Here is a 22460-nt window from a genome sequence, read left to right as displayed (position 1 = left end):
TCCATTTAGATTTAAAATTTAACACTTAAGTTTGCTCCAAACGTACGGATAGCCGGTACACCTCCCAATTCAAGACCAGGGAATGTCGCATTATAACTTGATTCAGGATCAATATTATCGGTTTTACGCATCAATGTAAAGAGATTCCGTCCCACAACACTTACATTCAAGGATTTTATTTTATTATTAAACATTGCTGTTGGGAAGGTGTAACCAATGATTAATTGTCTAAATTTTATAAAGTCAGCACTGTTAACAAAGTTTTTAGAAACGTTGTTCGCCGTGTTTTCATAATATTTAGCTGCTGCCCTTCCTATCTCTTCACGTCTTTCTACCGTATTTTGATGTAATCCCCAGATATAACCATAATAATCTGTCGCTGAAAATAACTTACCGCCCCATTTACCATCTATTAAGAAAGACAGATTGAAATTTTTATAGTTAAATTCGTTATTCCAACCCGCAAACCATTTATTCATTGCTGAGCCATAAGCCTTTAATTCGCCACGGTCAGGTGAACCATCAGCTAAGTTTACGATATTTCCATCCTTATCATATTTATTATCGTAGGCCATTACCTGAAATGCCGACATACCTACTTTATTCATAATAAACCCTACATTGGAACGCGAAGTAGCGACTAACTGATCCTTTAATCCATCGGCCAATGATATAATCTTATTGTCATTGTAGGATCCATTTAGAGAAGAAATCCATTTAAAGCTTTCGGTTTTAACAATAGTTGCCGAAAGTAATGCTTCAAAACCCTTGTTTTGCATTTCTCCGGAATTCAATACAGCCGCAGCATAACCTGTTGCCGGCGTTGTTGTATTGAAGATAATTTCATTCTTGGATTTCTTGTTGTACCAAGTCAAATCTAGATTTACACGATCATTCAACAAGCGAAGCTCAGCACCAATTTCCAACTCATTTGCAATTGAAGCTTTTAACGAAGTATTTGGGATATTCCTGTTATTAATCGATCCCAAAGGTGCTCCATTTAAATTCTCACCTCTAAAATTGTAGGTCAATAATGTCTGATAAGGATCAGTAGCCTGCCCCACCTGAGCGAAACCTGCTCTTAATTTACCGTAAGACAACCAAGAAGGTTTAAAATACTCTGAAAATATAAATGAACCTGAAACTGAAGGATAAACCGAATTCAATTTATTGTCGTAACCTGGTGTTGCCAAAGTAGAATACCAATCCGAGCGCAAACTACCTGTCAGATAAAACACATCTTTATAGGCGAATTCTGCTGTACCATACACAGACTGCGTTTCAGACTCGCTTTCCAGGTAATTGACAGATTTATTTTTGGCATTTAATATATTATAAACGAACGGGATAATAAAATCAGTTCCCGAGTTCGTTAACTGTGACATTTTTGTGTTGCGATAGCTGGCACCGATATTTGGTGTCACTGTATAATCACCAAAACTAAACGCTTTTCCCAATAAGATATCCGCATTGATATCCGCAAATTTTGTTTGCTGTTCATTTATTTTTCCATACTCATAATAAGCTGTCCCAGTAGGCAAAACATTTCTGTAGTGATCATTATAGGCATCACGACCAGCACGTCCCTGGATAAATAAACCATTTTCAAGCGTATATTTCGCCGTCAATGAAGCAATTGAACGATCTCTTTTTGTGTTATTCTGAAACTCGTAAGCAGCAAACCAAGGATTGGTTGCATAGGTATTACCAGTTGTAAACGGAAGCTCAAACCCGTTTTCTTTCTTCCAAGGTTTTAAATCGTTCACATTGACACTTGTTGGTAGGAACATCGCATTAAAATTGGCATTACCCGACATATCGGATACCATAGGCCTATTTTTCACTTGCTCCAAGATCATATTGTAACGCGCATCAATGGTCAACCTTTTCAATGGTTCAAACAAGCCGACCAAATTAAATGATTGTCGATTCAACCCCGAATTAGGGACAACAGAGTTATTTTTAACATTCGTACCAGAGAAACGGATTGAACCGCCGTCGAATGTTTTGTTCAATGCTAAAGTATTTGTCCAAGTTGAACCTGTACGATAAAAACGTCCAAGGTTACCCGATTGATAGGAATAAGGTCGCGATACACCATCAAACTGAACCACTGGACTACCATCTAATTTCGCTCCCCAGCTAGAACCTCCAACTTGTGCGGCAGCCTTACCATCTGCTGGTTTTTCACCATTGGCACCCTGACCGTATACCTTTTGCCAGTTCGTTTGGTCAATAATTCTTTCAGCTACATAGTTGCTGTTAAAATCGATTGAATTTCCTTTTCCGGATTTGGTCGTAATCAAAATGACACCTGCTTTAGCGCGCGAACCATATAATGCTGAAGCCGCAGCTCCTTTTAATACCGAAATACTTTCGATATCGTCAGGATTGATGTTACTGATTGCGTCCCCCAGATCCGGCGCGTTGTCCCATTGACTACCTGAATTTCCCCTGGAATTCGCATTTCCAACACCGACAGGTTTGCTTTCCATTGGAATACCATTGATCACATATAAAGGCTGATTGGACTGTGAGATACTGGAAACACCGCGTATAGTTACATTCGAAGCCGCTCCCGCACCACCAGAAGTTGAACTAATATCCAAACCTGCTACTTTTCCGACAAGTGAATTCATGACGTTATTTTCACGTGCTGTAGTCAAAGTTTCTCCTGCAACCTGTGTCACTGAATATCCCAAAGAGCGCTTTTCCTTTTTCATACCCAATGCTGTCACCACCACCTCATTTAACATGCGATTGTCTTCGATTAAGATGATTTTCATATCGCCATCTTTCGTCACAGCCGCTTCCTGTGATGCATAGCCAGCAAAAGAAACGATCAATGTATTGCCGGTTGCAGCGTCGATGGAAAACCGTCCATTAATATCTGTCGCCCGCCCTACAGCAGTACCTTTAACACGTACACTGGCTCCCGCTAACGGATTCCCTTTATCATCTGTTACCGTACCTGAAACGACAACTTGTTGTTGTTGACTGACTACAACAAGTCCTTCTTTGGATACTGAATAAGCCAGTCCACTTTTATTGAAAAGCTTCGCCAACACGTCCAATACCTTCGTATTATTGACATTGACAGACACTTCTTTATTTAAATTCTCGTTTGTCGAATTATAGACAAAATAATAATCACTTTGCTCTTCGATCAGTTTAAGTACCTTGCTCAGTTTTGTTTTTTGAACATCCAAGGACACTTTTTGTTGGGAAAATACAGATGCTGAAACATTGATTACAGCACACGTAGTCATAATTAAGGCTAGTTTCATCCGGATAATGAATCTAAAATGCACAATATATCCATTGCGCATTTGCAATAAGCAATTTTTAATCATATTTTAGTGTTGGTTAAAATTAATATTAAGCAGCACGCCCCAATGTTGCTGCTTTTGGTTAATCATTTTTTCAATGAAGGATGGTGTTGGTCCACCATCCTTTTTATTTTTCTGAGATAGTTATTTTTTTCCCATATAGTTCAAATTTAAATGGTTCAACTTTTTGTAAAGCACTCAGTACCTGAGTAATATTTTCTCTGCTAAAGGTTGCCGTGAAGCGATATCTTTTCAATTCTTCACTTTGAAGCTGAATATCCACATCATACCAGCGCTCCAGGGTTCTTCGTAAAGATTCGAAATCTTGGTCCACGATTTCCAATCTATTTTCTTTCCATGCGATATCTGGTATTTCAGTGGTATTTGACTCCACTACAGGGATATTTTCGATTGCAATTTCCTTAATGGGCAACTTACTTAACGTTGATTTATTTCCTTTACTTGCATTTACCGCAAGCTCAGCTTGGTTTTTAAATATCGTAATTTTTTGGTTTGGCTTAATGACAACGGAATTCTCACGCTGTCCTTTGCTTTTCATCTCAATAGATCCCTCCACTAATACAGCTTCAGCCGTTGGTTCTTCGGGATAACTTTTCACGTTGAAGGTCGTTCCCAAAACTTTGATATCAAAATCAGAAGCCTGCACCATAAATGGCTTTTCTCTATTCTTTGCGACTTGAAAATAACCTTCACCGACCAACCGCACCAAGCGTAATTCACCATTAAAATCCGAAGACAGCTCCAATTTACTTGCTGAATTGAGCGTAACAGTACTGCCATCAATTAACTCAAAGGTCTTCTTTTCACCTTTCTTTGTCTGATACACCTGACCAACGTTTGTTATCGTTTGTGGAGCAATATCATTCGTCGGACGTGAATAGTACCATAATCCGCTACCGATCAAAGCGACAAATACTGCAGCAATAGCGCCCCACTTTTGCCAGGTAATCTGGCGGATAGGTACAGATTCAATTGGCGTACTTTGGAGGTCAGTCTTCAATCTCTCCATCTGTTCATGGATAGATTTTCGGTTTCCGACCAAAATTTGGTAAAGACGTTTTGCTTTTAGGATCATTTCGGCCTGCTCTGGATGATTTAAGCAGTATTGTTGCCAGTAAAGGATACAGTTTTTATCTTCTCCAGAACAGTACTTTTGAAAAGTATCGTCAATCAAAAAATCTTCTAACTGTTTATAATCTTTTTGGCTCATTCTAATGGGTATTTACCCTATAGTGCCCAAGAAGAGATCTTTTTCCTAAGAAAAAAACAAACTATTTTATAAAATACTGATATTCAGATTATTTATTTTAAAAAACAACACAAAAAATGAGGTATAATGTGCAACAAATAGGCTATCGTTACCCTGTAACAACGGTTATCTCTGCTAGCATTAAATGTCCTTAAGCTCCTCCCGCAATATTTTTAGTGCGTCGTAGAGCGTATTATACGCTGTTTTGACAGACATCTGCGTGATTTCAGAAATCTTTTCATACGAATAACCTTCAAAAAATTTTAGATTGACCAATTGTTTTTGGCGAAAAGACAACTTCTCCAGTGCTTCTTTCAAACGGATCTGAATAATCTCATTGGTTTGCACTTTGATTACAAACTCTTCATAAGGCATCTCAATCCATTCATCTTCCGCTTTTACATTCTGAAGGGCAGTATTAATTTTATGTTGCTTTTCAATCAGGCGTAGAATACGTCTTTTTAGAAAGGTAATAAGGTAGGACTGTACATTTTCAACACGTTCAAGCTGCGTTCTTTTCTCCCAAATCTTGACAAAAACCTGATCCGTCGCTTCACTTGCCAAGTCAGTATCCCCACAGGTACGGATTCCAAAATTAACAAGTTCCTGATAAAGTGCCCCATACAGATCAAAAAATGCAGCCTCGTCCCCCGTACGAATACGCTCCCACAACAGGCGGTACCCCATTTTATTTCTCATAACAAAAGCATATAATCTGTATTCAAGCTAATTTACGTCCCTGTTTCCAAAAGTATAAACTTAATCCGTAAAAGGAAAAAGTTTTTATCTTTAGGTATAGTTATTTGTATGTGGTCAGAAATTATAATCACCCTATTTATCTGTATTGTACTGAACTACTATGTATTGCGGTGGCTTAAAGATAATCGAAAAATGCGTCCAAAAGGAATTTTGGCCTATTTAATCACGCCAATACTTTACCTATGCATCCGCTTATTGATGATGAAATGGGTATTTATTACTGTCTTTGCATTGGCCTGGATCGCGATTATTATCTTTTTGCTCCGGAAATCTATTCACTATTTGACGCCACAAAAATTTCACCCAGAAAATGAAGAAGTAATAGAACCCGAAATCGTTGACAACAAACTTGATGAACCTATTGCCTATCCTGAGAAACCAACCAATTCTGAGCGGGTATCAGGTATAGGTGAAGTACAGACCATTCATTCAGATCCTCCCAGTGTAGGACCTGATAGCCCACAGCAACTCAATTTACAACACACGGCCATTTCTGTTGACGAAGCAACAGAAATGCAGGCTGAACAACAAAAGAAAGATCGAAGACTTTTAATGCTACAACGTGTCTCTTTTTACGCGACTATTTATAACCTTATTTTTTGTCTCTTTCTAATTATTCGAAGAGCTTATTTACAAACAGACGCAGAGGATGATATCATTGGCCTTTTTGGCACTTTTCAGCTCAACAGTATTGTATGTTTGGTCATCACTGCTGTCATCTGCAAATTGTTTGATACGCTGAATAGATTAACCAATCTGATCCAAATGGAAAAAAGAGGTTATAAGTTTTTACTTTTTATCCTACTTGGTATCATCTGTTTTTTCTATTTCCGCGCAGATTTCATCACTTTAGAATCGCTAATCACTCAATCCTATACTAACCAGGGTGTCTTTTTTCTTGTTGGAATAATTACCTTCCTACTCGCCCAACTTGCCTTTATGACGATCGATTATCCTAGTTTCATTCGGTATCAATTTGCGCGAAAAAGAGATTTAAAAGCAATTATTATACTCAATCTATTTCTATTTGTTTTGGTGATGATTATCTGTGAGGTCCTATTGTCGGGACAAAAAAACAGGTTCGATAGTAGCCATATTTTCACGCTGTACCCCACTGTACTGTTATTTTTTCTGGAGCGGAAAAATTACCTTCAGGCAAAAAACTATGTCAACCGTATGGATCTATAATCGTAAATTAGTCGCTTCAAAATCTTACATCGTAAAATTGACATGGAAGTGTCGGCAAATTAATAGATTAAAAAATCAGGGTCTTTAGTCCCAGCAAGTAAATATATTCAATGAAAACCATTTTCGCGATAATAGGCAGCGCAAGCGAACATTCATCCAATCATCAGCTCGTACGTCATCTCCAACATAAGGTAAACCCAACGGTCAATCTTATTCTCTTTGACCGCCTGAAGGAACTGCCACATTTCGACCCCGAGGAAAGCACATCCCGTCCGCCAATCGAAATCATCGCTTTGCGTCAGGTCATTCAGGATGCAGATCTGGTATTGATCAGCAGTCCAGAGTACATTTTCAGTGTCCCAAGTGGATTGAAAAATCTACTCGAATGGTGTGCAGCAACGACCATTTTTACAGAAAAACCCGTCAGTATTATTACCGCATCAGCACAGGGCGAAACGGGCCATGCGGAGCTACAACGTATTATGCAGGGACTTGGTGCTCAACTTGATCCCGAAAGGAACCTTCTTATTCAGGGCGTGAAAGGAAAACTTGATGCAGTAGGAAATATCTGGGATGAAAAGCTCGATCAACAGCTTGATTTGCTTGCAGAACAGCTCAAGAACTCTTAGTTAAAATACCATTGGATTAAGCTTAATGGTATAACACCACAATAAAAAGTTATTATAAAGTATACAAAGATTTCTAACTTTACAACATGCAAGAACAAGTCAATAATCCATTACACGGAAAACGGCTGGATACAATCATCGCGTATTTAGTGGAATATTATGGATGGGAAGAATTGGGGCAAAGGATATCCATCCGATGTTTCAATGAAAATCCGAGTGTTAAATCCTCGCTAACTTTTCTACGAAAAACACCCTGGGCCCGAGAGAAGGTTGAACAGCTCTATGTAAAAACCTTAGGTAAAAAATAATCTTATTTCTAGGATAATGCAAATAATCTGATTATTAAGCATATCTTTGCCGCCATGAAAAAAATTGCCGACTACCGTAAGTTGTTAAATGTGGATAAATCAGTGGATCTCAAAACCCTAAAATCCACTTACCGGACAATCATGAAAGAATGTCATCCGGATAAATTTGTCAATGACGAAGAAGGTCGTTTGGCTGCTGAACAAAAGAGTGTAGAAATGATTGAAGCTTATCATTTTTTGGTAAGCATCTGCCCCGAGACAATTGAACAACAATTACCGATCTATACAGAGACAATCACGAATTCAGGTATTCAAGATATTGATTGGAAAGCACAGATATTGACGATCACCTTTCACGATGGCAGTCAATATGAATACTTTGGTGTCCAACGAAACGACTATGTAAAATTTGTCAATGCCGATTCTTTGGGACGATTTGCACGTAGACATGTTTTCCACTCCTACCCTTATCGGAATGTATTGAAGACCGCTACAGTTGTTGCATAACTAAAACATAGATTTACAACTCAATGATACATACTGGTCCCTAGATCAGTTAAGCATAAACGCCCTTTGTTGAAATAACAAAGGGCGTTTATTTAAAATGTTAAATGTTTAAAAGCTAATTATATAACAGCTGTACAACCTAAATAGTTTTAATTTTATAATTTTAACATTAACCCCGCTGTTCCACCACCATAGAATGTGTTTCTCGTACGGTCTCTTCCCCAAGCTTTCCATTGGGTACCACCGCCTGATACAGCATCTTCATCCCGCTCAGCATAATTGAAACTTGGTGCCACAAATATCGATAACGCATCAGTCAATTTATATGCTGGGATCACACGAAAGGAAGATTGGTGATTGTCCAATGATTTAAATTTTTCCGTTAAATGATTACGTGTGGTAATTTCTGTACGGAGTGCAAACTTGGACTTATTCAACAGTACAGCACCCAATCCTGCTTCAAAGGCATATTTCGCAGGACCATCGTTACCAAGAGCCGCACCGATAGATAAGACACTATAGAGTACCCGACCTCCGGAACGAAACTGCAACGAAAGATAGCTATCCTCGTCTATGGCCAACGACAGATTTTTTTCTCCGTTTTTGATTAGATTTAACAGACCGATCGGGTAATCACTACTATCGGCAATATTAACAATTCCTGCGAGCTGAAACCCCTTTACTTTTTTTGCTTTATTGGCAATACCCGCTATTTGGATGCCCACATCTCCGCTGCTATTGTTTAATACACCAGCTAATTGGGTTGTTCCGGCAGCTTCCTTTGCGGTATTAGCAACACCAGCGATCTGTACACCCCGTACCGTATCAGCCTTATTCAATACCCCGCCAATCTGGACACCTTTAACGGTTCCAAAAACCCGATTGCCTACCCCCGCTAACTGTACTCCACTTACATTACCACCGACAGTATTAAATACCCCTGCCACCTGGAATCCCTGCATATTATATTGGTTGATATTGAATACTCCCCCGAGCTCAACGCCCTTCACTCCGGCGGTTGCACCACCGATAATATTTAATGAGAACTTATTGACAATCTGTGACCGAATAAAGCCGTGTGAACTTAGTCCCGGTGTCATAGATATTTGATAGGGACTGTACAAGAACATACCACCCAGATTCATGCTCTGTATCTGTTGGGCAGGAGACAGGAATATCCGTCCAAAAAAAGACTTATAAAGGCCATGATCTTCTTCATAGCCTTCGAAATAACCATATTCACGTTTCTTTTTATCTCCTATTTTTGCTTCAATAGGAAAAATAACCATTACGCTGGTATCCCGAAACATCTCTTTACTCACATTCACTGCGATCAGATTACTTTTTTTCTTGACATCCAATTCAAAATAACCATTTTTGTCTGTTAACGTAGATAGTAAAGCGCTTCGGTCAAAAATACTGGCATTGGATATCGGATTATTGGTTCGGATATTTTTGATATATCCTGTGATCACAACCTTGTCTTTCCTTGGGGTCTGTACCTCAAAATCAACCGACATCCGTTGCGGCGTATACTGAACAATGATATGTTTCCCTAATTCTTTAAAGCTATACTCCTTACCCAAAATCCCATCGAGATAATCATATAAATTTCCCTTATAAGCCTTGGGGTAAATGATACTATCCATCTGTAAAATATTTCCATTGAAGGAAAACAATACATCTTGCCGTTCCTTTAGTAGCTGAAAGACTTCGCCAACCGTTGCTTTAGAGAAGGCAGGCATTTGAATTTCAGCAGCGAGCTTTTGCTGCGCTAGCCCCCAATGAAAGGAGCATAGCAGAGAGAATAGGATATAAAACCTGATTCGCTTTATAAAAAATAGTATCATGATGCTATCTGTACGATTTTGTTTCGAAAACATGTTATTGCTTTTTATTACTTGTTAAGTGGATTTCTTTGTCCCGGACCTCAATCTTTAAGTCCAAGCTCTTTGCCATCACCTTGAGTATTTCTGCCAGACTATTTTGTTTAAATTCGGCTGTATATGGTATTTTCTCAAGAGCAGGATCGTCGATCATAACCTTATAATCATATGCATGACTAAGTACCTCAGCAACCCTCTTTAAAGGTGTATTTTCAAAATTAAACTCGCGGTCTACATAGTATTTATAGAATTTATCCTGAACGGGTTTCTTTTCAACTTTCATGGTATCTGCATCTCTGATCGTCAGCATCTGATCTGGTCGCAGGAAAATCTCTTTATCTGCATAGGCCACTTTAACCAATCCCGTGGCGACGATGACCTCCGTTGCATTGGGAATGCGACGCACATTAAAACTTGTCCCCAATACAGTTATATTCGTATTACCCGTCGCGATTACAAAAGGATGCTTTTTATCTTTTTGCACCTGAAAAAACACCTCTCCTTTTTTCAATTCCACATTTCTGTTTTTATTGCTCCAGCTACTTGAGTAAGCTAACTCCGTATTTTTGTTGAGTGTCACCATAGACCCGTCGGGTAATGAATCTTGAAGTACTGCCTCTTGGCTAGCAAGATGCATTTCCTTCCGCTGTGAACGGTCAAATACATAGAATCCCACCATGCAGACCAACAAGATACTCGCAGCAGCCCACCAATTCCATTGGATCAGGTTTGTTTTCCTTTTGGGGATTTCAGCAGGTTCAGATGCTCTCCTGTCCCTAACAATTTTAAAATCAATCCAAGCCTTATCCACGTCCACTTCCGGAACCACCAGGGGTTTAGGCAAGCTATCCCATAACTTTTTCATTTGCAAATATGCCTCCCTATTATTAGCGTCTTTTTCCAACCATTCCTCTACGATCATACGCTCAGCTTCATTCGTTTCCCCGACCATATGTCTTTCTAGCAATTCCTTATTCATAGCATATAGATAAGATAGAAATACATTTTTCACTTTTAGATATTCCGCTCTGTTGTCAGGATCTTCCTCCAACCAGCGCTGTACCAAATTATTCTCTGCTTCGTTAGTTTCCCCAACGATATATCTTTCCAGTAGTTCCTTATTCATAGCATATAGATAAGATAGAAAATAATCAATGTTAAATAATCCATAAGCTCAACACGCAGATGACGCAAGGCCTTGCTCATATGCCCTTCGACTGTTTTTATCGAAAGATCCAATGTTGTTGCAATATCCTTGTATTTCATCTCCTGAAAACGGCTCAGCTCAAATACCGTCCTGCTTTTTTCGGGCAGTTCAGCCAGGGCCACCCTTAGTTTCTTATCTAGGTCCTTACTGCTTTCATCCACCGCAGGCTCCCATTCCTGTCTATGTTGTTCATATGACTGATATTTGAACTTACGTTGTTCCTTTTTGAGGACATTCATGCTCTCATTATAGATAGCACGATAGAGGTAAGCTTTCAGCGAAGTATGAATCTGCTCTTCCCAATCTTTCTCCCATAACCTCAGGAATACTTGCTGTACGACTTCCTCAGCACCATCACTATCCCCCAAGTATCTAAAAGCATAACGATGCAATTCCTTGTAATGCGCTCGAAAAAGCTGCTCGAAATTCTTTTCTTTATTTTCCGACATTGGCCAAATCTACCATTTGATTAAACAATCTACTTTATACTAAGACAACACAAGTAGTCATTACCCTTATTTATTTTTTACTTTTTTTTCTCACTGATAATAGCCCTCCATCAACTCACTAATAACCAGCCATTACACGCTATCTCTATACCTGAGGTCATCTATCAATATGTACGATCGTCCCTCTATCCTCCATATATACCTGAGAACATAATTCTTCAGTGTAAACTGCGATTACCCTCTCTGTATACCCGAGTTTATCCTTCAATATGTACAGCCAGTCGAATTAAATGATGACAATGTGCTATCAGCTATGTAAGATTGGAACTAAAGTTAATTATCTAAAAATAGAAAAATGTTTTTTTTCTAAGGGTATACTGATTTTCCGTTGTCATAGAATAAAAGAACACGAAAAACTAGATAACAAAAAAATAGTATCACAGATGAAAACAACAATCAAAGCGGCCTTAGTGGCATTGACATTATTCGGAATAACAGGTACAGTACAAGCACAGGAAGTTACCTATGGCATACAAATAGGGAGCAACTATCACATGACCTCGTTTGGCAATAAATCCGTTAAAGACAATAACGGCAAAGTAGGAGTTTCTGTTGCTGCATTTGCACGAATTGGAGATCGTATCTTCTTCCAACCGGGCATTGGAGCTAGTCTATTGCGAAAAGAATATACTTTTGAAAACACACAAAAGACGCCTAAATTCTATCAGATCAATCTCCCACTCCAAGTCGGTTATACATTTTTGCAAAATGGTGATTTCAGCCTTCGGGGCCTATTGGGGCCACAATTAAATTATGATCTAAAGACTGTCAAATCCAGCAAAGCTACAGATTATAAGAAATTCTCTCTTGATGGAAGAGCAGGAATCGGCATTGACGTCAGTTGCTTTACAGTAGACGCTTACTACAGCCATGGATTCACAAGTGTGGATAAGACTTTGGATGCCAAAAACAAAACGGTCGGCATTATGGTTGGGTATAAATTCTAACTGCAATTTCTCAAAAAACAGTTTCAAAAGAAGTTGTTACCATAACAAAAGCACTCTGAAAATGGACTTTTTGAAAAAAGTGCACAGCAGGATACGAATAAAATAAAAAAATAGGATGTCCGACCATTTATTTGGACATCCTATTTTTTATTTAGATTTTATTTTTTGTCAATAATTATTATTTTAGCACCACCAAAAATTATTCCTGAAAAAACAAGTTTAGGATCATCAGATCTATTTATTGGAATAATTCGGGATGTAGCGTAGCCCGGTATCGCGCCAGCATGGGGTGCTGGAGGTCGTCGGTTCAAATCCGGCCATCCCGACAAAAAAATAAAGACGACTTAATTTTAAAATTAAGTCGTCTTTATTTTTATAACACATTGTCCTATTGTTCATTAAAACGATGGAAGACCGATTGGTAAAATTACCTCCATCCGAAACCAGTATAAAGCGATCAAAAATCCGACCCTATAGCATGACCGATGGTATAAACTCCTTGTGATCGACCAAATAGAACAACAACTCATTATCGACTTTATCAAAGTTAAAACATACGTTGATCTTGTTCAAAATAAATTCGTCGGATCAACTCCGGCCAATACGCTGTTAAATTATCTTTTTGTATCTGATCAAAAAAGTTTGCATTTGATTGGTCTATTAAGGGGACAGTTTTCCCGACACTGCCAGTAACTCCCCTATTTGCTAGTTGCTGTATAGCCGCCTGTTGAAGTAGCGATTCGTACTTATTTTTAGACGGCTTACGTTGACTTATCTGCTGTAAAAGATTTGTTTCACCAGTACTGTTACCCATTTTCTTTTGCAGATATGCTGCCAGCCAATCTGCCAGAATTTCATTTTTTTCATTCGGATACGGTTCACCTACACCGAGTTGAGATGGCCAAGCTCTTGACTCTTCCACCTTCAGGTTTGCTTGCTTATACTTTTTTTGCTGCAGGTATTGATAAGCCAACATTAATTTGGTCTGTACATAGTAGTTATGTCCTTCGGTTGCCCCTTCAAAAGGAAGTATTTCGATCTTTTGCAATTCAGCTTCAGCGCGCTGATACTCTTTATTCAACAACAAAGTCCGCACATGTGCCAAGGTCAGTATATAGTTCTTTGGAAATGCGTCGCGATACTTTGTACTGACCAGGAGCGCCTGGTCATACTGTTTTCCTCCATTTAACAATTCAACTAAACGAAGGCCATATCGCCATTCATTCGGCTCCGTGGTTACCGCTTGTCGCATAGCTGCAATAGACATATCGATCTGTTTATCTTCCGCAAGACTGGATTTCAGGGTAAAGTAAGCCCCAAAATCCGACGGTTCAGTCGTCACAGCATCTAATAGTTGCTTTGCTTTTTCTCCTTGATTTCGGAAACGATAAAGTAAGGCCTTCAAATAAGCTACTTTCCAGTTTTTGAGCTGTTCTCCTGCCCATTCAAACACCGGTTCGCTCTCTTCTCGAAAAGGAAACACAAAGGCAGGGTTGCTTGCTGCGGCACGTGTTAGGTAGCCCTGGCTCACTATAGGTTCATCTTTGGTCAGCCAAGCCAACCACAATAACATCTCTGTATGCGGTTTATTTTTATTAAGTATGGCGGCCGCTCGTTTATATTCGTGTAGATCGGCATACCAAATAGCCAGCTCAAAGCATTTTTCCGAAGCGAATTCTTGCCTTGATAACACTTCATTTTTCTCTTCAAATTGAATAAAGGCATTGAAAGGATCGTATTGAGCAATGCGGCGACACAAAGCCGTATCCAACGTTATTCCTTTTCGCTTCTGAATAAGCAGCTGCAATTGTAGGGCATCTATATTTAAGGCGTTTGCCAGTATCGCTTTTTCGGTATAGGCAAGCGCAGGCTCATCCTGCTTAATCCGGTAGTGGTACTTGGCAAGCTGTAGATAAGCAGCACTGCGCCATGTAGGATCTAACGATGTAACTTCAAATCCGTCCAAAGCATCATGTGTCTTTCCCAACTTAATCGCAGCCAGACCATAGTAATAATTAGCGGGAGCATGGTATGTATCAATCGCTAACGCCTGACCTGCATAGTCATAACATTGCCTATAATCCATTCTGAACCAAGCAAGTTTGGCCTTTTCCAACAAGAAATCCAATTTGGGAACTTGCTTTTCCGTCAACCTGTTTAACAAGTCTTCCGCTAGACCGTATTGCCTAAAGCGGAGCAAATCCCGTACTTCAAATAATTTGGTTTGATTGCTATCGACTGTCGTTCCACTGCTTGATTCAGTAGGTCGATTCAAAGCGGCAGCAAGCTCATCCTGTCTTAAATCAAAATAATCTTTCCCTATTTTGAGATAAGAGGGAACATCTTCACTTTTTAGTTCCAAAGCAATGTGTTTTACTTCCCCCACTTGCGCGGACAGATAGTTTCCACCAAGCATCATACCATTACTATCGAGTGCAAAGATGCTGTCCTGTAGCGGTCGCTTGGGATCGACGGTCAGCAGTAGCTTTTTCGCTTCTTGCTTTACCTGTAACGCAGCCGATAACTGAAAACCTTTCGGTTCGCCTATACCTGCAAAAGGCATCCAATACTCCGTCCATGCATCACTCTGATAGGGGGCAAATCCGATTTGTTTGAATGGGGTTAAACTACTTGACGGCACATTTTGATTGAATAATCGACCACTTTGAATCTCCACATATTGACCGCTCTGATCTGTTAGCAGCTTCTCCCAGATCTGACCATCGCCCGCTTGTGACCACAGAAATATTTTCTTACCCAATTTATCTTCACGCAGGGCATATCGCGCCATACCATTATCGCGATCTTTATAATATACCCCAAAGGCCTTACTATGTGCCCCAAGGACGTGGTAAGATTTCGAGCTGCCGAATGCATTTTCACGATAATTGGATAGATCACGTCCTTTATCGTCAATGGGCCAGGAATGTGCATCCCCATCATGACCGATGTACTTATTCCCTGGATACAAAAACTTCAAATCCTCACCAGCCGCCACCCCTAGATTCATCCAAGTATAGTAAGGTTGTTCGACGGCATTGCTATTGGACCACAAAGAACGCGTGGAGAAATAACCTTTGTCTTTCTCTAAGCGAATTTCCATAGTCCAGTTGCTACGGCTCAAAAGATCAAAAGCATGAATAAAGCAACTAACACTGCCATCAGCATGCTTCTGTAACAGATAATCCACAGGAGTAGACGTATTGGGGGTATGACCAATAATTCCATAATTCGCTTCAATACCACCGCTTGTCCAAGGTCCCCGCATTGCAATATCTCGGAATTTCACGACCCCATTGTTATAGATATAATCTCGCTTTCCTACTTTATCATAGGCAGACCAGATCTTGCCCCCTATTTCGGGCATAACCTGAACACGGATATAATCATTTTCCAAGATCACGGCCTTCCATTCCTTTTCAATAGCAGTATTTGTAAAACCGTCAAATCGAAAATAAGGATAAAGTTTCTGTGCTGAAGCGATCGGGTCTGGATCCGAAAACGGGTATGTCGTATAACGCTTTTTTACTTCAGAAATCCTTGCGGGCTGCTGTGCCAATACCGTGAACGCACAACTCCCCAACAATAATATCACTATCCATTTTTTCATTGAAATATGTATTTATTCATTAATTCACTAGCTACCAAAAGTTTTCCTATAACTTCCAGCATTTCGACAACCACAACAACATTCTCCCCTTCTTACTCACCATGGAACCTAAAATAGCTCCACGCTATATACAGACTACAGCTATTATTCTATTAAAAGAATGATTCCTTTATTCTTAGCAATAGAAATCTTATCTCCAAATTTATATGCTGTACCAGACTGGAAATCGGCTATTGTTGGAATCGACAATTTCGCCTTTTTCGGATCAACACCTAATTTATCCCAATCAATAGCTAGTTGCACATCAACATCCGTATCGGCCCAGCTAGCCATAGCGACCATGGCTTTTCCAGGTCTGCTATAAACTGTTGTCAATACCTTCTCATTATCTGTCTTTACCGGAATGTTTGGCGACCAATAACCAATCATATTGCTTCCCTTGATACCAAAATTATCCCAAGTTTTCCATAAGTCTTTCGGTGTCAGCTTTTGGTAAGGCATCCGATTAGTCATCCCATAGATCATTCCGCGCCAAGGATTACCGCCATCCTGAAGCATTTCGCCCATCAATCCAAAAGGGATCCCACTTACTTCTGTTAAGAAGAAATCAGGTTGGTTATTTTCGTAATCAAAATATTCTCCAAACCATAATCTATTGATATAAGGAAAATGCTCGAGATAGAGATTTGCACTGTTGTTAAAGCCATCGCTTTTATTATATTGATTCGCCGAATGTAAATCAATCAGACCGGATTTCCCATTTTTAGTCAACACCCGTTTGATACGCTTCATTGTTACCCGGTCAAAAGCAACATCATCCAGATAGATCCCATCAAGACCAATATGATCGACCAGCCAGTTCATACCTTCCACATAATAGTTGTGCCATCTATTCATACCACTGTTGATAATGGCAGCATCTTTAAATTCAGGCACATACCAAGCGGCAAGGTAATTGTTCCCCACATGTTCCTGCAACCAAGAATAACCGCCTCCCTTGCCAGGTGAAAACACCTCCGTGCCTAGGCTCCGCAAAGGATAGAGCTCGTACACTCTGTTGGAAACCTCGCGTACCGTATTGTAAATCTTCACTTTCAATCCTGCATGATGTGCCTGATCAATATATTCCTTCATCTCTTTGGTCGCGATAAATGGATAGTTGATATAAGGATTGATCACATTAGCATGGTGGATATTAATGACATTGGATCCACTTGCCACGACCGAATCTACCGGTTTATAAGCGTGATAATAGCGTTCATTCCATTGTGCTTCCGTATTTATCGGATGGAATGGTGTAATTAATAGATTAAAATTATAATAAAGTACTGCTCCTTTTTTAAGCTCACGTTCACCGCTATAGCTATTGACCAAAACCGATTTGCCCTTAAGACCGATATCTATTCCACCTTTATTCTCATTACCCCAGGAGGTTGGTAGCACCAATGGTTTTTGAAGATAAAAATTTGTGTTAAGTGGTCGTGAATAATGTTCATCGCGCAGTGAAAACTGAAGTCCTGCATTTACGGCACCAATCCAGCCGCCGTCTTGATTCTTATTTGCGACATCCCATTTCCACGAAAGCTGTTCCGGTCGCTTTCCCCCCTTCTGTCCTAGCCCCATAAAATAGTTTGCTTTGTCAGGCATGACCGGAATATGCATATTGATATCTTTTAAAGTGATATCATTTAATGCTGTTAGTTTAACCACATAATGTAGATAACCATCAAATTCCAGTTTCCCCTCCACTTCCATCGTCAGGTCGGCCGATTCATTTTTGGCTATCCAACGATACTCACCTTCATTTTTCTCTTTAAATTGAACGCCCGCAGCTTGTAGCTGTATTTCCTTTCCGTCTGAGGCACGATAGAAATGAAAATGTACAGGTTCATACAACAATGTATTTGGCTTTGTTGAGATCGATGTCATTTCGGGTGTAAAAAATGTACTGATCTGTTTGGGCAGACCAGTTGCACTCAACTTAACTTCACGTCCCAAGAGTTGTAAGGTTGAATCAGCAGTCAAAGCAATTGGCGTATAGGGTGCAATGACAGTATTCTTTTGCGCCAGCGTTGAATTCAGCCAGGGCAATCGAGTCATTTTCCAGGGTTGGTCAACACTTGCCAGTCCACTGGCGTTGTCCGACACATGAAATACAAGTTTCACTGTCTTGGCTGTAGCATTATTCGCTTTTACGGTGGCGGTGCCGACATAAGTGCCCGCCGGGATATTTTCCGGCACTTGCATGCCACACCAAAGGGCTTGTATCTTGTTCGCAGGTACATTCACAGTCAAATGCATCGCCTCTCCTGTATAAGCCGTGCCTTGCGTATTTAAACAGTTCAAGCTATTGGCAGCAATAATTGTCCCATCGCTAGACTTAAAATCCGAAAATGATACCTGAACTGTTTGAAGATCTCGCTTCGGCGACCACAATCCCAATTGAAAAGCATAGTATTCGCCTTTTTGCGCATTTCCCTCCAGTTGATTCGGAACCTTAGTTTTCCTCATCCACAGTTGTGGAAGATTATTGTCCATTTTGATGGGAGACTCCCGTCTTTCTGGAAAAACAAAATAATCTTCTTTTACGTTGCTGTTCAAGAAGCTTTTGATCTCCGCTTTAGTAGCCAGCACTTCCATGGGATCATTGCTATTATACTGATCTACCGCTTCAAAACGGTCAATAGTGATACCTTTGGAACTAATAGCGTCATTTTTTGCAGCTTGAACGGGTGCTGGCGTCGAATTTTTCAAGTAGATCGCATCCGGATAATTTCGGCTACGTCCACCCATTTTATAAGGTAAATAATAAACATAATATATTCCCTTGCCTGAAGTCGGACGAAAACTTAAGCCTCCAGATTCCGTATTCATCCAGAGATAATTAATCGACGATATCTGTTGATTACTTGCGCTATCAACAATTATGACCTCTTGATTAGCCTCAACCCATCGGTTACGCCAAGGAATAACAGCTTGAACCTCTTTTTGATCTGTGTTTATCTTGAGAACCGCACGGTGATTACCAAGTTGATCCGCATCCCATTTTTGCTTTTCAGGCGGATAAGCAAGCTGTGCATGGACAGCGTTTACGAATAATGATACGGCAAGGATTGTTGCCAGCTTACTATAGGCTGTTCTTTTCTTCATCATACAAGGTGTTAGGTGTACAAAAAAACAGTACACGTAAATAGTTATTAATTGCCATTAAAGTCATCTTATACTTTTTTATGCATTAGTTTTTTCGATATTTATTCCAAATTTCTTCAGGGACATACAGGGCACGATAAGGTATAAAATAGGCATTTAACTCCCAGCGTACTTTACCTTTTTTATCTGTTATGAGCACCGATCCTGTCTTTGAACTTGTTTGCAGCAGATTGCCATTCTCCAATTCATAAGCACTTCCCATTCTTGCAGTAAATTGTTTTTTAGGAATAGGGGCTGCATAAGCCAATGTTGCCGTTTTGTTCTTTTGGTCAAGGTTGAAGGCGATGGCACGGGACTGTTTATTGGCCGTTGTACTGTCACGAGGGGAAAAATCGCCATTATCAAACAGAAGCAGTTCACCAGTTTTGGTGATATGCGGTGCATGCTGAAAATAGAACAAGTCCTTTTCATTCAATTTAAAATCACCGTCCTTTCCTAGTTTCCAGAGGATATCGCCCGTTTTCGCATCAATTTTCCAAACCTGATTTTCAATTGGTGAAGAAGTGAGGTAATTGCTGTCCCTGTCAAAGGAAATGGTATTAAAGTGGAATCGGTCATGTTTTAGGCTATCCAATTTTTTATCGTTCTGAATATCCCATTTTTTCCAGGGGGACCATTTTTTCAACACATTGCCTTTGGTATCCATAGTCATTATAGCGTCTCCCCAAAGCGTATCTTTTGGATGACCGGGTCTATCATCTATTCTAAAATCCCTGACGATACCAACGATATTATTTTGCTTATCCATCTGTACGTCGTGATGCATGACAATCCCCTTTTTATCAAGGTCGATTCGGGTAATTTCCTTCCCTGTCAGATCAATCTCCACCAATACAGTTCCACCTACAAATCCGATCCTTCCGCTGCGCAGATAATAACTGGCATTGGTTGATTTCTTACTCGGTTGATTGGGCTTATTGAATTCATCCTTACTTGCAGGAGCCAGTAAAGCTAAAATTGTTCCCCTTGGTGTTAATGAAGCTAGCCGCACGCCCAATTTCTCATCTTGCCAATACCATCTGATCGTTCCTTTCCCATCGACCATAGCCATATAGCCCGGATAACCGCGATAGCATAATAATACCAAGCCATTCCCCAGTGCTTTTTCATCATGTGGGTGGTCGGCTTTGATCCAATCATGCACCATCCATGGCGATTGCGGTCTTGTCTTAAAAGACTGTTCACTGGATTTGACGGGGATTACTTGATCGATGACCACCCGAAATTTGTAACTGCTATTAGGTTCCAGCGTCAAGAGATGAAAGTTATGATTCAGTGACGATTTCGACACAACAGTTTGATGGACCGGCCCACCATCCTCTTTCCAATATTCGACATAAGCATCCGCAGCTTTGTTCAGACGTACATGAATATCCTCATCGAGGGGCAGGTTATTGGGTGATGTGAGTTCAATCGTTTCGATTTCTACCTGATTGCTGTAATAATAGTAACCGGCAGAGGCAGCCACTATGGCCGTTAATACGATAATTGCTTTGAAGAATTTCATCTGCACAAATTTTTTTATTCCGTCTTATTATTATTTAGGCAATCGCGATGGATTTGCTGCAGTCATTTCCTGATGTAAACGGGCCTCTTCCAATGGATAAGGAAAATACCGCATTGCTTCAGTAACATTCTCCCTCAATCCGCGACCTTTAAGATAGGCATTACTCACTTTTTCATAACGTCCCAATCGGATCAAGTCTTGGCGTCTTTTATACTCGAATACCAGTTCAAAACCACGTTCATCCACCAATGCATCGATCATCTGTTCCTTACTTGTCGGTACTGGAAAGTCTGGATGATCACCGTAAGCTGGTGCACCAGCCCGTTTGCGAACTTCATTGATGTAAGGCAATGCAGCTGCGGGCCCGTTCAATGCATTTTCAATTTCCGCTTTACACAAAATCACATCCGCTAAACGAAATACTTGTATGGTACGTCCATCAAGATAGGAATTGTTGACCATATCGTAGGAGTATTTTTTTGTAGCAACATTTTGCAAAAACTTCACTGTATCACTAGGAGGCGTTGTCTGCCCTTTTGCTGGTAACATGTAAAAAAATCCATGTTTCGTATTTTTATCACGTGCCGCTTTACCCTCGTAATTGTAATAGAAGAATTTTTTCCGCGGATCGAGATCACTATACTTCCGCCAAAAATCCAATGATACACCGTAATATTGCCATCTATCCGGTACTTCTGGATTATCGGTTGGACCAAAGTGATTTGTAATCTCGCCTCCATTTAATGTAGGTTCATGTAGAACTCCAAAGATCAAGCCCATATCCACCTTATTGTCATCAGACCATTCTTTCTTAAAGTCAGGGTTTAATTTATATATCCCTTTGGTCCGCAGCGCCAGTACCTGATCAATATAAACCTTTGCCTTTTCATAGTTATGTGAACGCATATACATCTTGCCCATCAGTGTAAGCGCGGCACCTTTTGTCGCACGTCCAATTTCGGCGGCCCATTTTTCCGGAAGGTTATCCATTGCATATTGACAATCTTCTGCAATCTGTGCGTCGATTTTTTCAACGGGAGCCAAGGGCTCATTGTAGCTCTCTGTAGGATTTTTAACCGTAGTAATTAGTGGCACAGGCCCCCAAGCATCTGTTAGATCCATATAGGATAAAGCGCGCAGAAATCTCGCCTGTGCAATAATTTCCTTTTTTCGCCCCTCAGAGATCGTTACATTTTCAATACGGTCAATCAGCATATTCGCATTACTGATAACCTGATACATATTTTGGTAGTTGAACTTAAAATACCGGTTATTGTCATCGTATGTAAAATTACTCATCCGTGTAGGATCTCCAGCTGCCGTAGAAAAGCCTATGTCAGTCGCGTAATCTGTAATCATTACCAGATATCCCGCATAATATAAATAAGCATCACCGGGATAAGGTGACAAACTTGTATATATACCTGTTAAGGCTGCATTAATATCGCTTTCTGTTGAATAGGCGTTTTTAGTTGTTAGATCGCTATATAACTTTGGTTCGAGCTTGGTGCAGCTTTGCAAACTTCCGGTAAGAATAGAGGCTAGTCCAGCTATTCCCAGCATATATTTTATATTCGTTTTAATCTTGTTCATG

General features: G+C 40.0%; 15 protein-coding genes and 1 tRNA gene. 6 read left to right on the top strand and 10 right to left on the bottom strand.

The window, feature by feature from the left end; translation table 11 throughout:
• Window positions 1-11 precede the first annotated feature (11 nt).
• The 3 genes from DFQ12_RS15205 to DFQ12_RS15195 form a co-directional block, all read right to left on the bottom strand.
• Window positions 12-3287: a SusC/RagA family TonB-linked outer membrane protein gene (locus DFQ12_RS15205; protein ID WP_244211755.1), complete on the bottom strand. Its 3276-nt coding sequence runs from the start codon at window positions 3285-3287 to the stop codon at window positions 12-14.
• Window positions 3288-3456: 169 nt separating this feature from the next.
• On the bottom strand, window positions 3457-4560 hold the full coding sequence (locus DFQ12_RS15200; protein WP_120259898.1) for a FecR family protein: 1104 nt from the start codon (window positions 4558-4560) through the stop codon (window positions 3457-3459).
• Between the two features lie 180 nt (window positions 4561-4740).
• Entirely contained in the window at window positions 4741-5298 is a 558-nt protein-coding gene (locus tag DFQ12_RS15195; RefSeq protein ID WP_120259897.1) for an RNA polymerase sigma factor, read from the bottom strand.
• Window positions 5299-5406: 108 nt separating this feature from the next.
• On the opposite strand from DFQ12_RS15195, the gene DFQ12_RS15190 reads away from it, so the two are divergent.
• The 4 genes from DFQ12_RS15190 to DFQ12_RS15175 all read left to right on the top strand — a co-directional run bounded on the left by DFQ12_RS15190 (window position 5407) and on the right by DFQ12_RS15175 (window position 7990).
• Window positions 5407-6546 carry a hypothetical protein gene (locus DFQ12_RS15190; RefSeq protein ID WP_120259896.1) on the top strand — a complete coding sequence of 380 codons (1140 nt, stop codon included), beginning with the start codon at window positions 5407-5409 and terminating at the stop codon, window positions 6544-6546.
• Between the two features lie 110 nt (window positions 6547-6656).
• Window positions 6657-7175 carry an NADPH-dependent FMN reductase gene (locus tag DFQ12_RS15185; RefSeq protein WP_120259895.1) on the top strand — a complete coding sequence of 173 codons (519 nt, stop codon included), beginning with the start codon at window positions 6657-6659 and terminating at the stop codon, window positions 7173-7175.
• A gap of 86 nt (window positions 7176-7261) precedes the next feature.
• A complete protein-coding gene (locus tag DFQ12_RS15180) occupies window positions 7262-7483 on the top strand; it encodes a VF530 family protein (protein WP_120259894.1) in 222 nt (73 codons plus the stop codon).
• Between the two features lie 54 nt (window positions 7484-7537).
• Entirely contained in the window at window positions 7538-7990 is a 453-nt protein-coding gene (locus DFQ12_RS15175) for a KTSC domain-containing protein (protein WP_120259893.1), read from the top strand.
• Window positions 7991-8145: 155 nt separating this feature from the next.
• Here DFQ12_RS15175 and DFQ12_RS15170 read toward each other — a convergent pair whose 3' ends face one another.
• Genes DFQ12_RS15170 through DFQ12_RS15160 form a run of 3 tightly spaced genes read right to left on the bottom strand, consistent with a single transcriptional unit; the run spans window position 8146 to window position 11532 of the window.
• Window positions 8146-9873, bottom strand: a complete 1728-nt coding sequence (locus DFQ12_RS15170) for a peptidase associated/transthyretin-like domain-containing protein (RefSeq protein ID WP_120259892.1) — start codon at window positions 9871-9873, stop codon at window positions 8146-8148.
• 1 nt (window position 9874) lies between these two features.
• Entirely contained in the window at window positions 9875-11002 is a 1128-nt protein-coding gene (locus DFQ12_RS15165; protein ID WP_120259891.1) for a FecR domain-containing protein, read from the bottom strand.
• Window positions 10999-11532, bottom strand: a complete 534-nt coding sequence (locus DFQ12_RS15160; RefSeq protein WP_120259890.1) for an RNA polymerase sigma-70 factor — start codon at window positions 11530-11532, stop codon at window positions 10999-11001. The genes DFQ12_RS15165 and DFQ12_RS15160 overlap by 4 nt, the downstream gene beginning before the upstream one ends.
• A gap of 443 nt (window positions 11533-11975) precedes the next feature.
• On the opposite strand from DFQ12_RS15160, the gene DFQ12_RS15155 reads away from it, so the two are divergent.
• Window positions 11976-12539: a porin family protein gene (locus tag DFQ12_RS15155; protein ID WP_167457290.1), complete on the top strand. Its 564-nt coding sequence runs from the start codon at window positions 11976-11978 to the stop codon at window positions 12537-12539.
• A gap of 252 nt (window positions 12540-12791) precedes the next feature.
• A tRNA-Pro gene (locus DFQ12_RS15150) sits at window positions 12792-12865 on the top strand.
• Between the two features lie 221 nt (window positions 12866-13086).
• Here DFQ12_RS15150 and DFQ12_RS15145 read toward each other — a convergent pair.
• The 4 genes from DFQ12_RS15145 to DFQ12_RS15130 all read right to left on the bottom strand — a co-directional run bounded on the left by DFQ12_RS15145 (window position 13087) and on the right by DFQ12_RS15130 (window position 22459).
• A complete protein-coding gene (locus tag DFQ12_RS15145) occupies window positions 13087-16149 on the bottom strand; it encodes a DUF5107 domain-containing protein (RefSeq protein ID WP_120259888.1) in 3063 nt (1020 codons plus the stop codon).
• A 144-nt stretch (window positions 16150-16293) separates the two neighbouring features.
• Window positions 16294-19302, bottom strand: coding sequence for a glycoside hydrolase domain-containing protein (locus tag DFQ12_RS15140; RefSeq protein WP_244211754.1), 3009 nt, complete (start codon window positions 19300-19302; stop codon window positions 16294-16296).
• Window positions 19303-19384: 82 nt separating this feature from the next.
• On the bottom strand, window positions 19385-20866 hold the full coding sequence (locus DFQ12_RS15135) for an aryl-sulfate sulfotransferase (protein WP_120259886.1): 1482 nt from the start codon (window positions 20864-20866) through the stop codon (window positions 19385-19387).
• 30 nt (window positions 20867-20896) lie between these two features.
• Window positions 20897-22459, bottom strand: coding sequence for a RagB/SusD family nutrient uptake outer membrane protein (locus DFQ12_RS15130; RefSeq protein ID WP_208642562.1), 1563 nt, complete (start codon window positions 22457-22459; stop codon window positions 20897-20899).
• Between the last annotated feature and the right edge of the window lies 1 nt (window position 22460).

This window comes from Sphingobacterium detergens (assembly GCF_003610355.1).
Classification (GTDB): Bacteria; Bacteroidota; Bacteroidia; order Sphingobacteriales; family Sphingobacteriaceae; genus Sphingobacterium; species Sphingobacterium detergens.
Note: the sequence above shows the minus strand (reverse complement) of the source record. Positions and strands in the feature narration are given on the sequence as shown.

Coding starts and splice junctions, on each gene's coding strand:
- DFQ12_RS15145 (WP_120259888.1), bottom strand. CDS start 16,149: ATGAAAAAATGGATAGTGATATTATTGTTGGGGAGTTGTGCGTTCACG.
- DFQ12_RS15195 (WP_120259897.1), bottom strand. CDS start 5,298: ATGAGAAATAAAATGGGGTACCGCCTGTTGTGGGAGCGTATTCGTACG.
- DFQ12_RS15180 (WP_120259894.1), top strand. CDS start 7,262: ATGCAAGAACAAGTCAATAATCCATTACACGGAAAACGGCTGGATACA.
- DFQ12_RS15160 (WP_120259890.1), bottom strand. CDS start 11,532: ATGTCGGAAAATAAAGAAAAGAATTTCGAGCAGCTTTTTCGAGCGCAT.
- DFQ12_RS15155 (WP_167457290.1), top strand. CDS start 11,976: ATGAAAACAACAATCAAAGCGGCCTTAGTGGCATTGACATTATTCGGA.
- DFQ12_RS15135 (WP_120259886.1), bottom strand. CDS start 20,866: ATGAAATTCTTCAAAGCAATTATCGTATTAACGGCCATAGTGGCTGCC.
- DFQ12_RS15165 (WP_120259891.1), bottom strand. CDS start 11,002: ATGAATAAGGAACTACTGGAAAGATATATCGTTGGGGAAACTAACGAA.
- DFQ12_RS15175 (WP_120259893.1), top strand. CDS start 7,538: ATGAAAAAAATTGCCGACTACCGTAAGTTGTTAAATGTGGATAAATCA.
- DFQ12_RS15200 (WP_120259898.1), bottom strand. CDS start 4,560: ATGAGCCAAAAAGATTATAAACAGTTAGAAGATTTTTTGATTGACGAT.
- DFQ12_RS15205 (WP_244211755.1), bottom strand. CDS start 3,287: ATGAAACTAGCCTTAATTATGACTACGTGTGCTGTAATCAATGTTTCA.
- DFQ12_RS15185 (WP_120259895.1), top strand. CDS start 6,657: ATGAAAACCATTTTCGCGATAATAGGCAGCGCAAGCGAACATTCATCC.
- DFQ12_RS15190 (WP_120259896.1), top strand. CDS start 5,407: ATGTGGTCAGAAATTATAATCACCCTATTTATCTGTATTGTACTGAAC.
- DFQ12_RS15140 (WP_244211754.1), bottom strand. CDS start 19,302: ATGATGAAGAAAAGAACAGCCTATAGTAAGCTGGCAACAATCCTTGCC.
- DFQ12_RS15130 (WP_208642562.1), bottom strand. CDS start 22,459: ATGAACAAGATTAAAACGAATATAAAATATATGCTGGGAATAGCTGGA.
- DFQ12_RS15170 (WP_120259892.1), bottom strand. CDS start 9,873: ATGTTTTCGAAACAAAATCGTACAGATAGCATCATGATACTATTTTTT.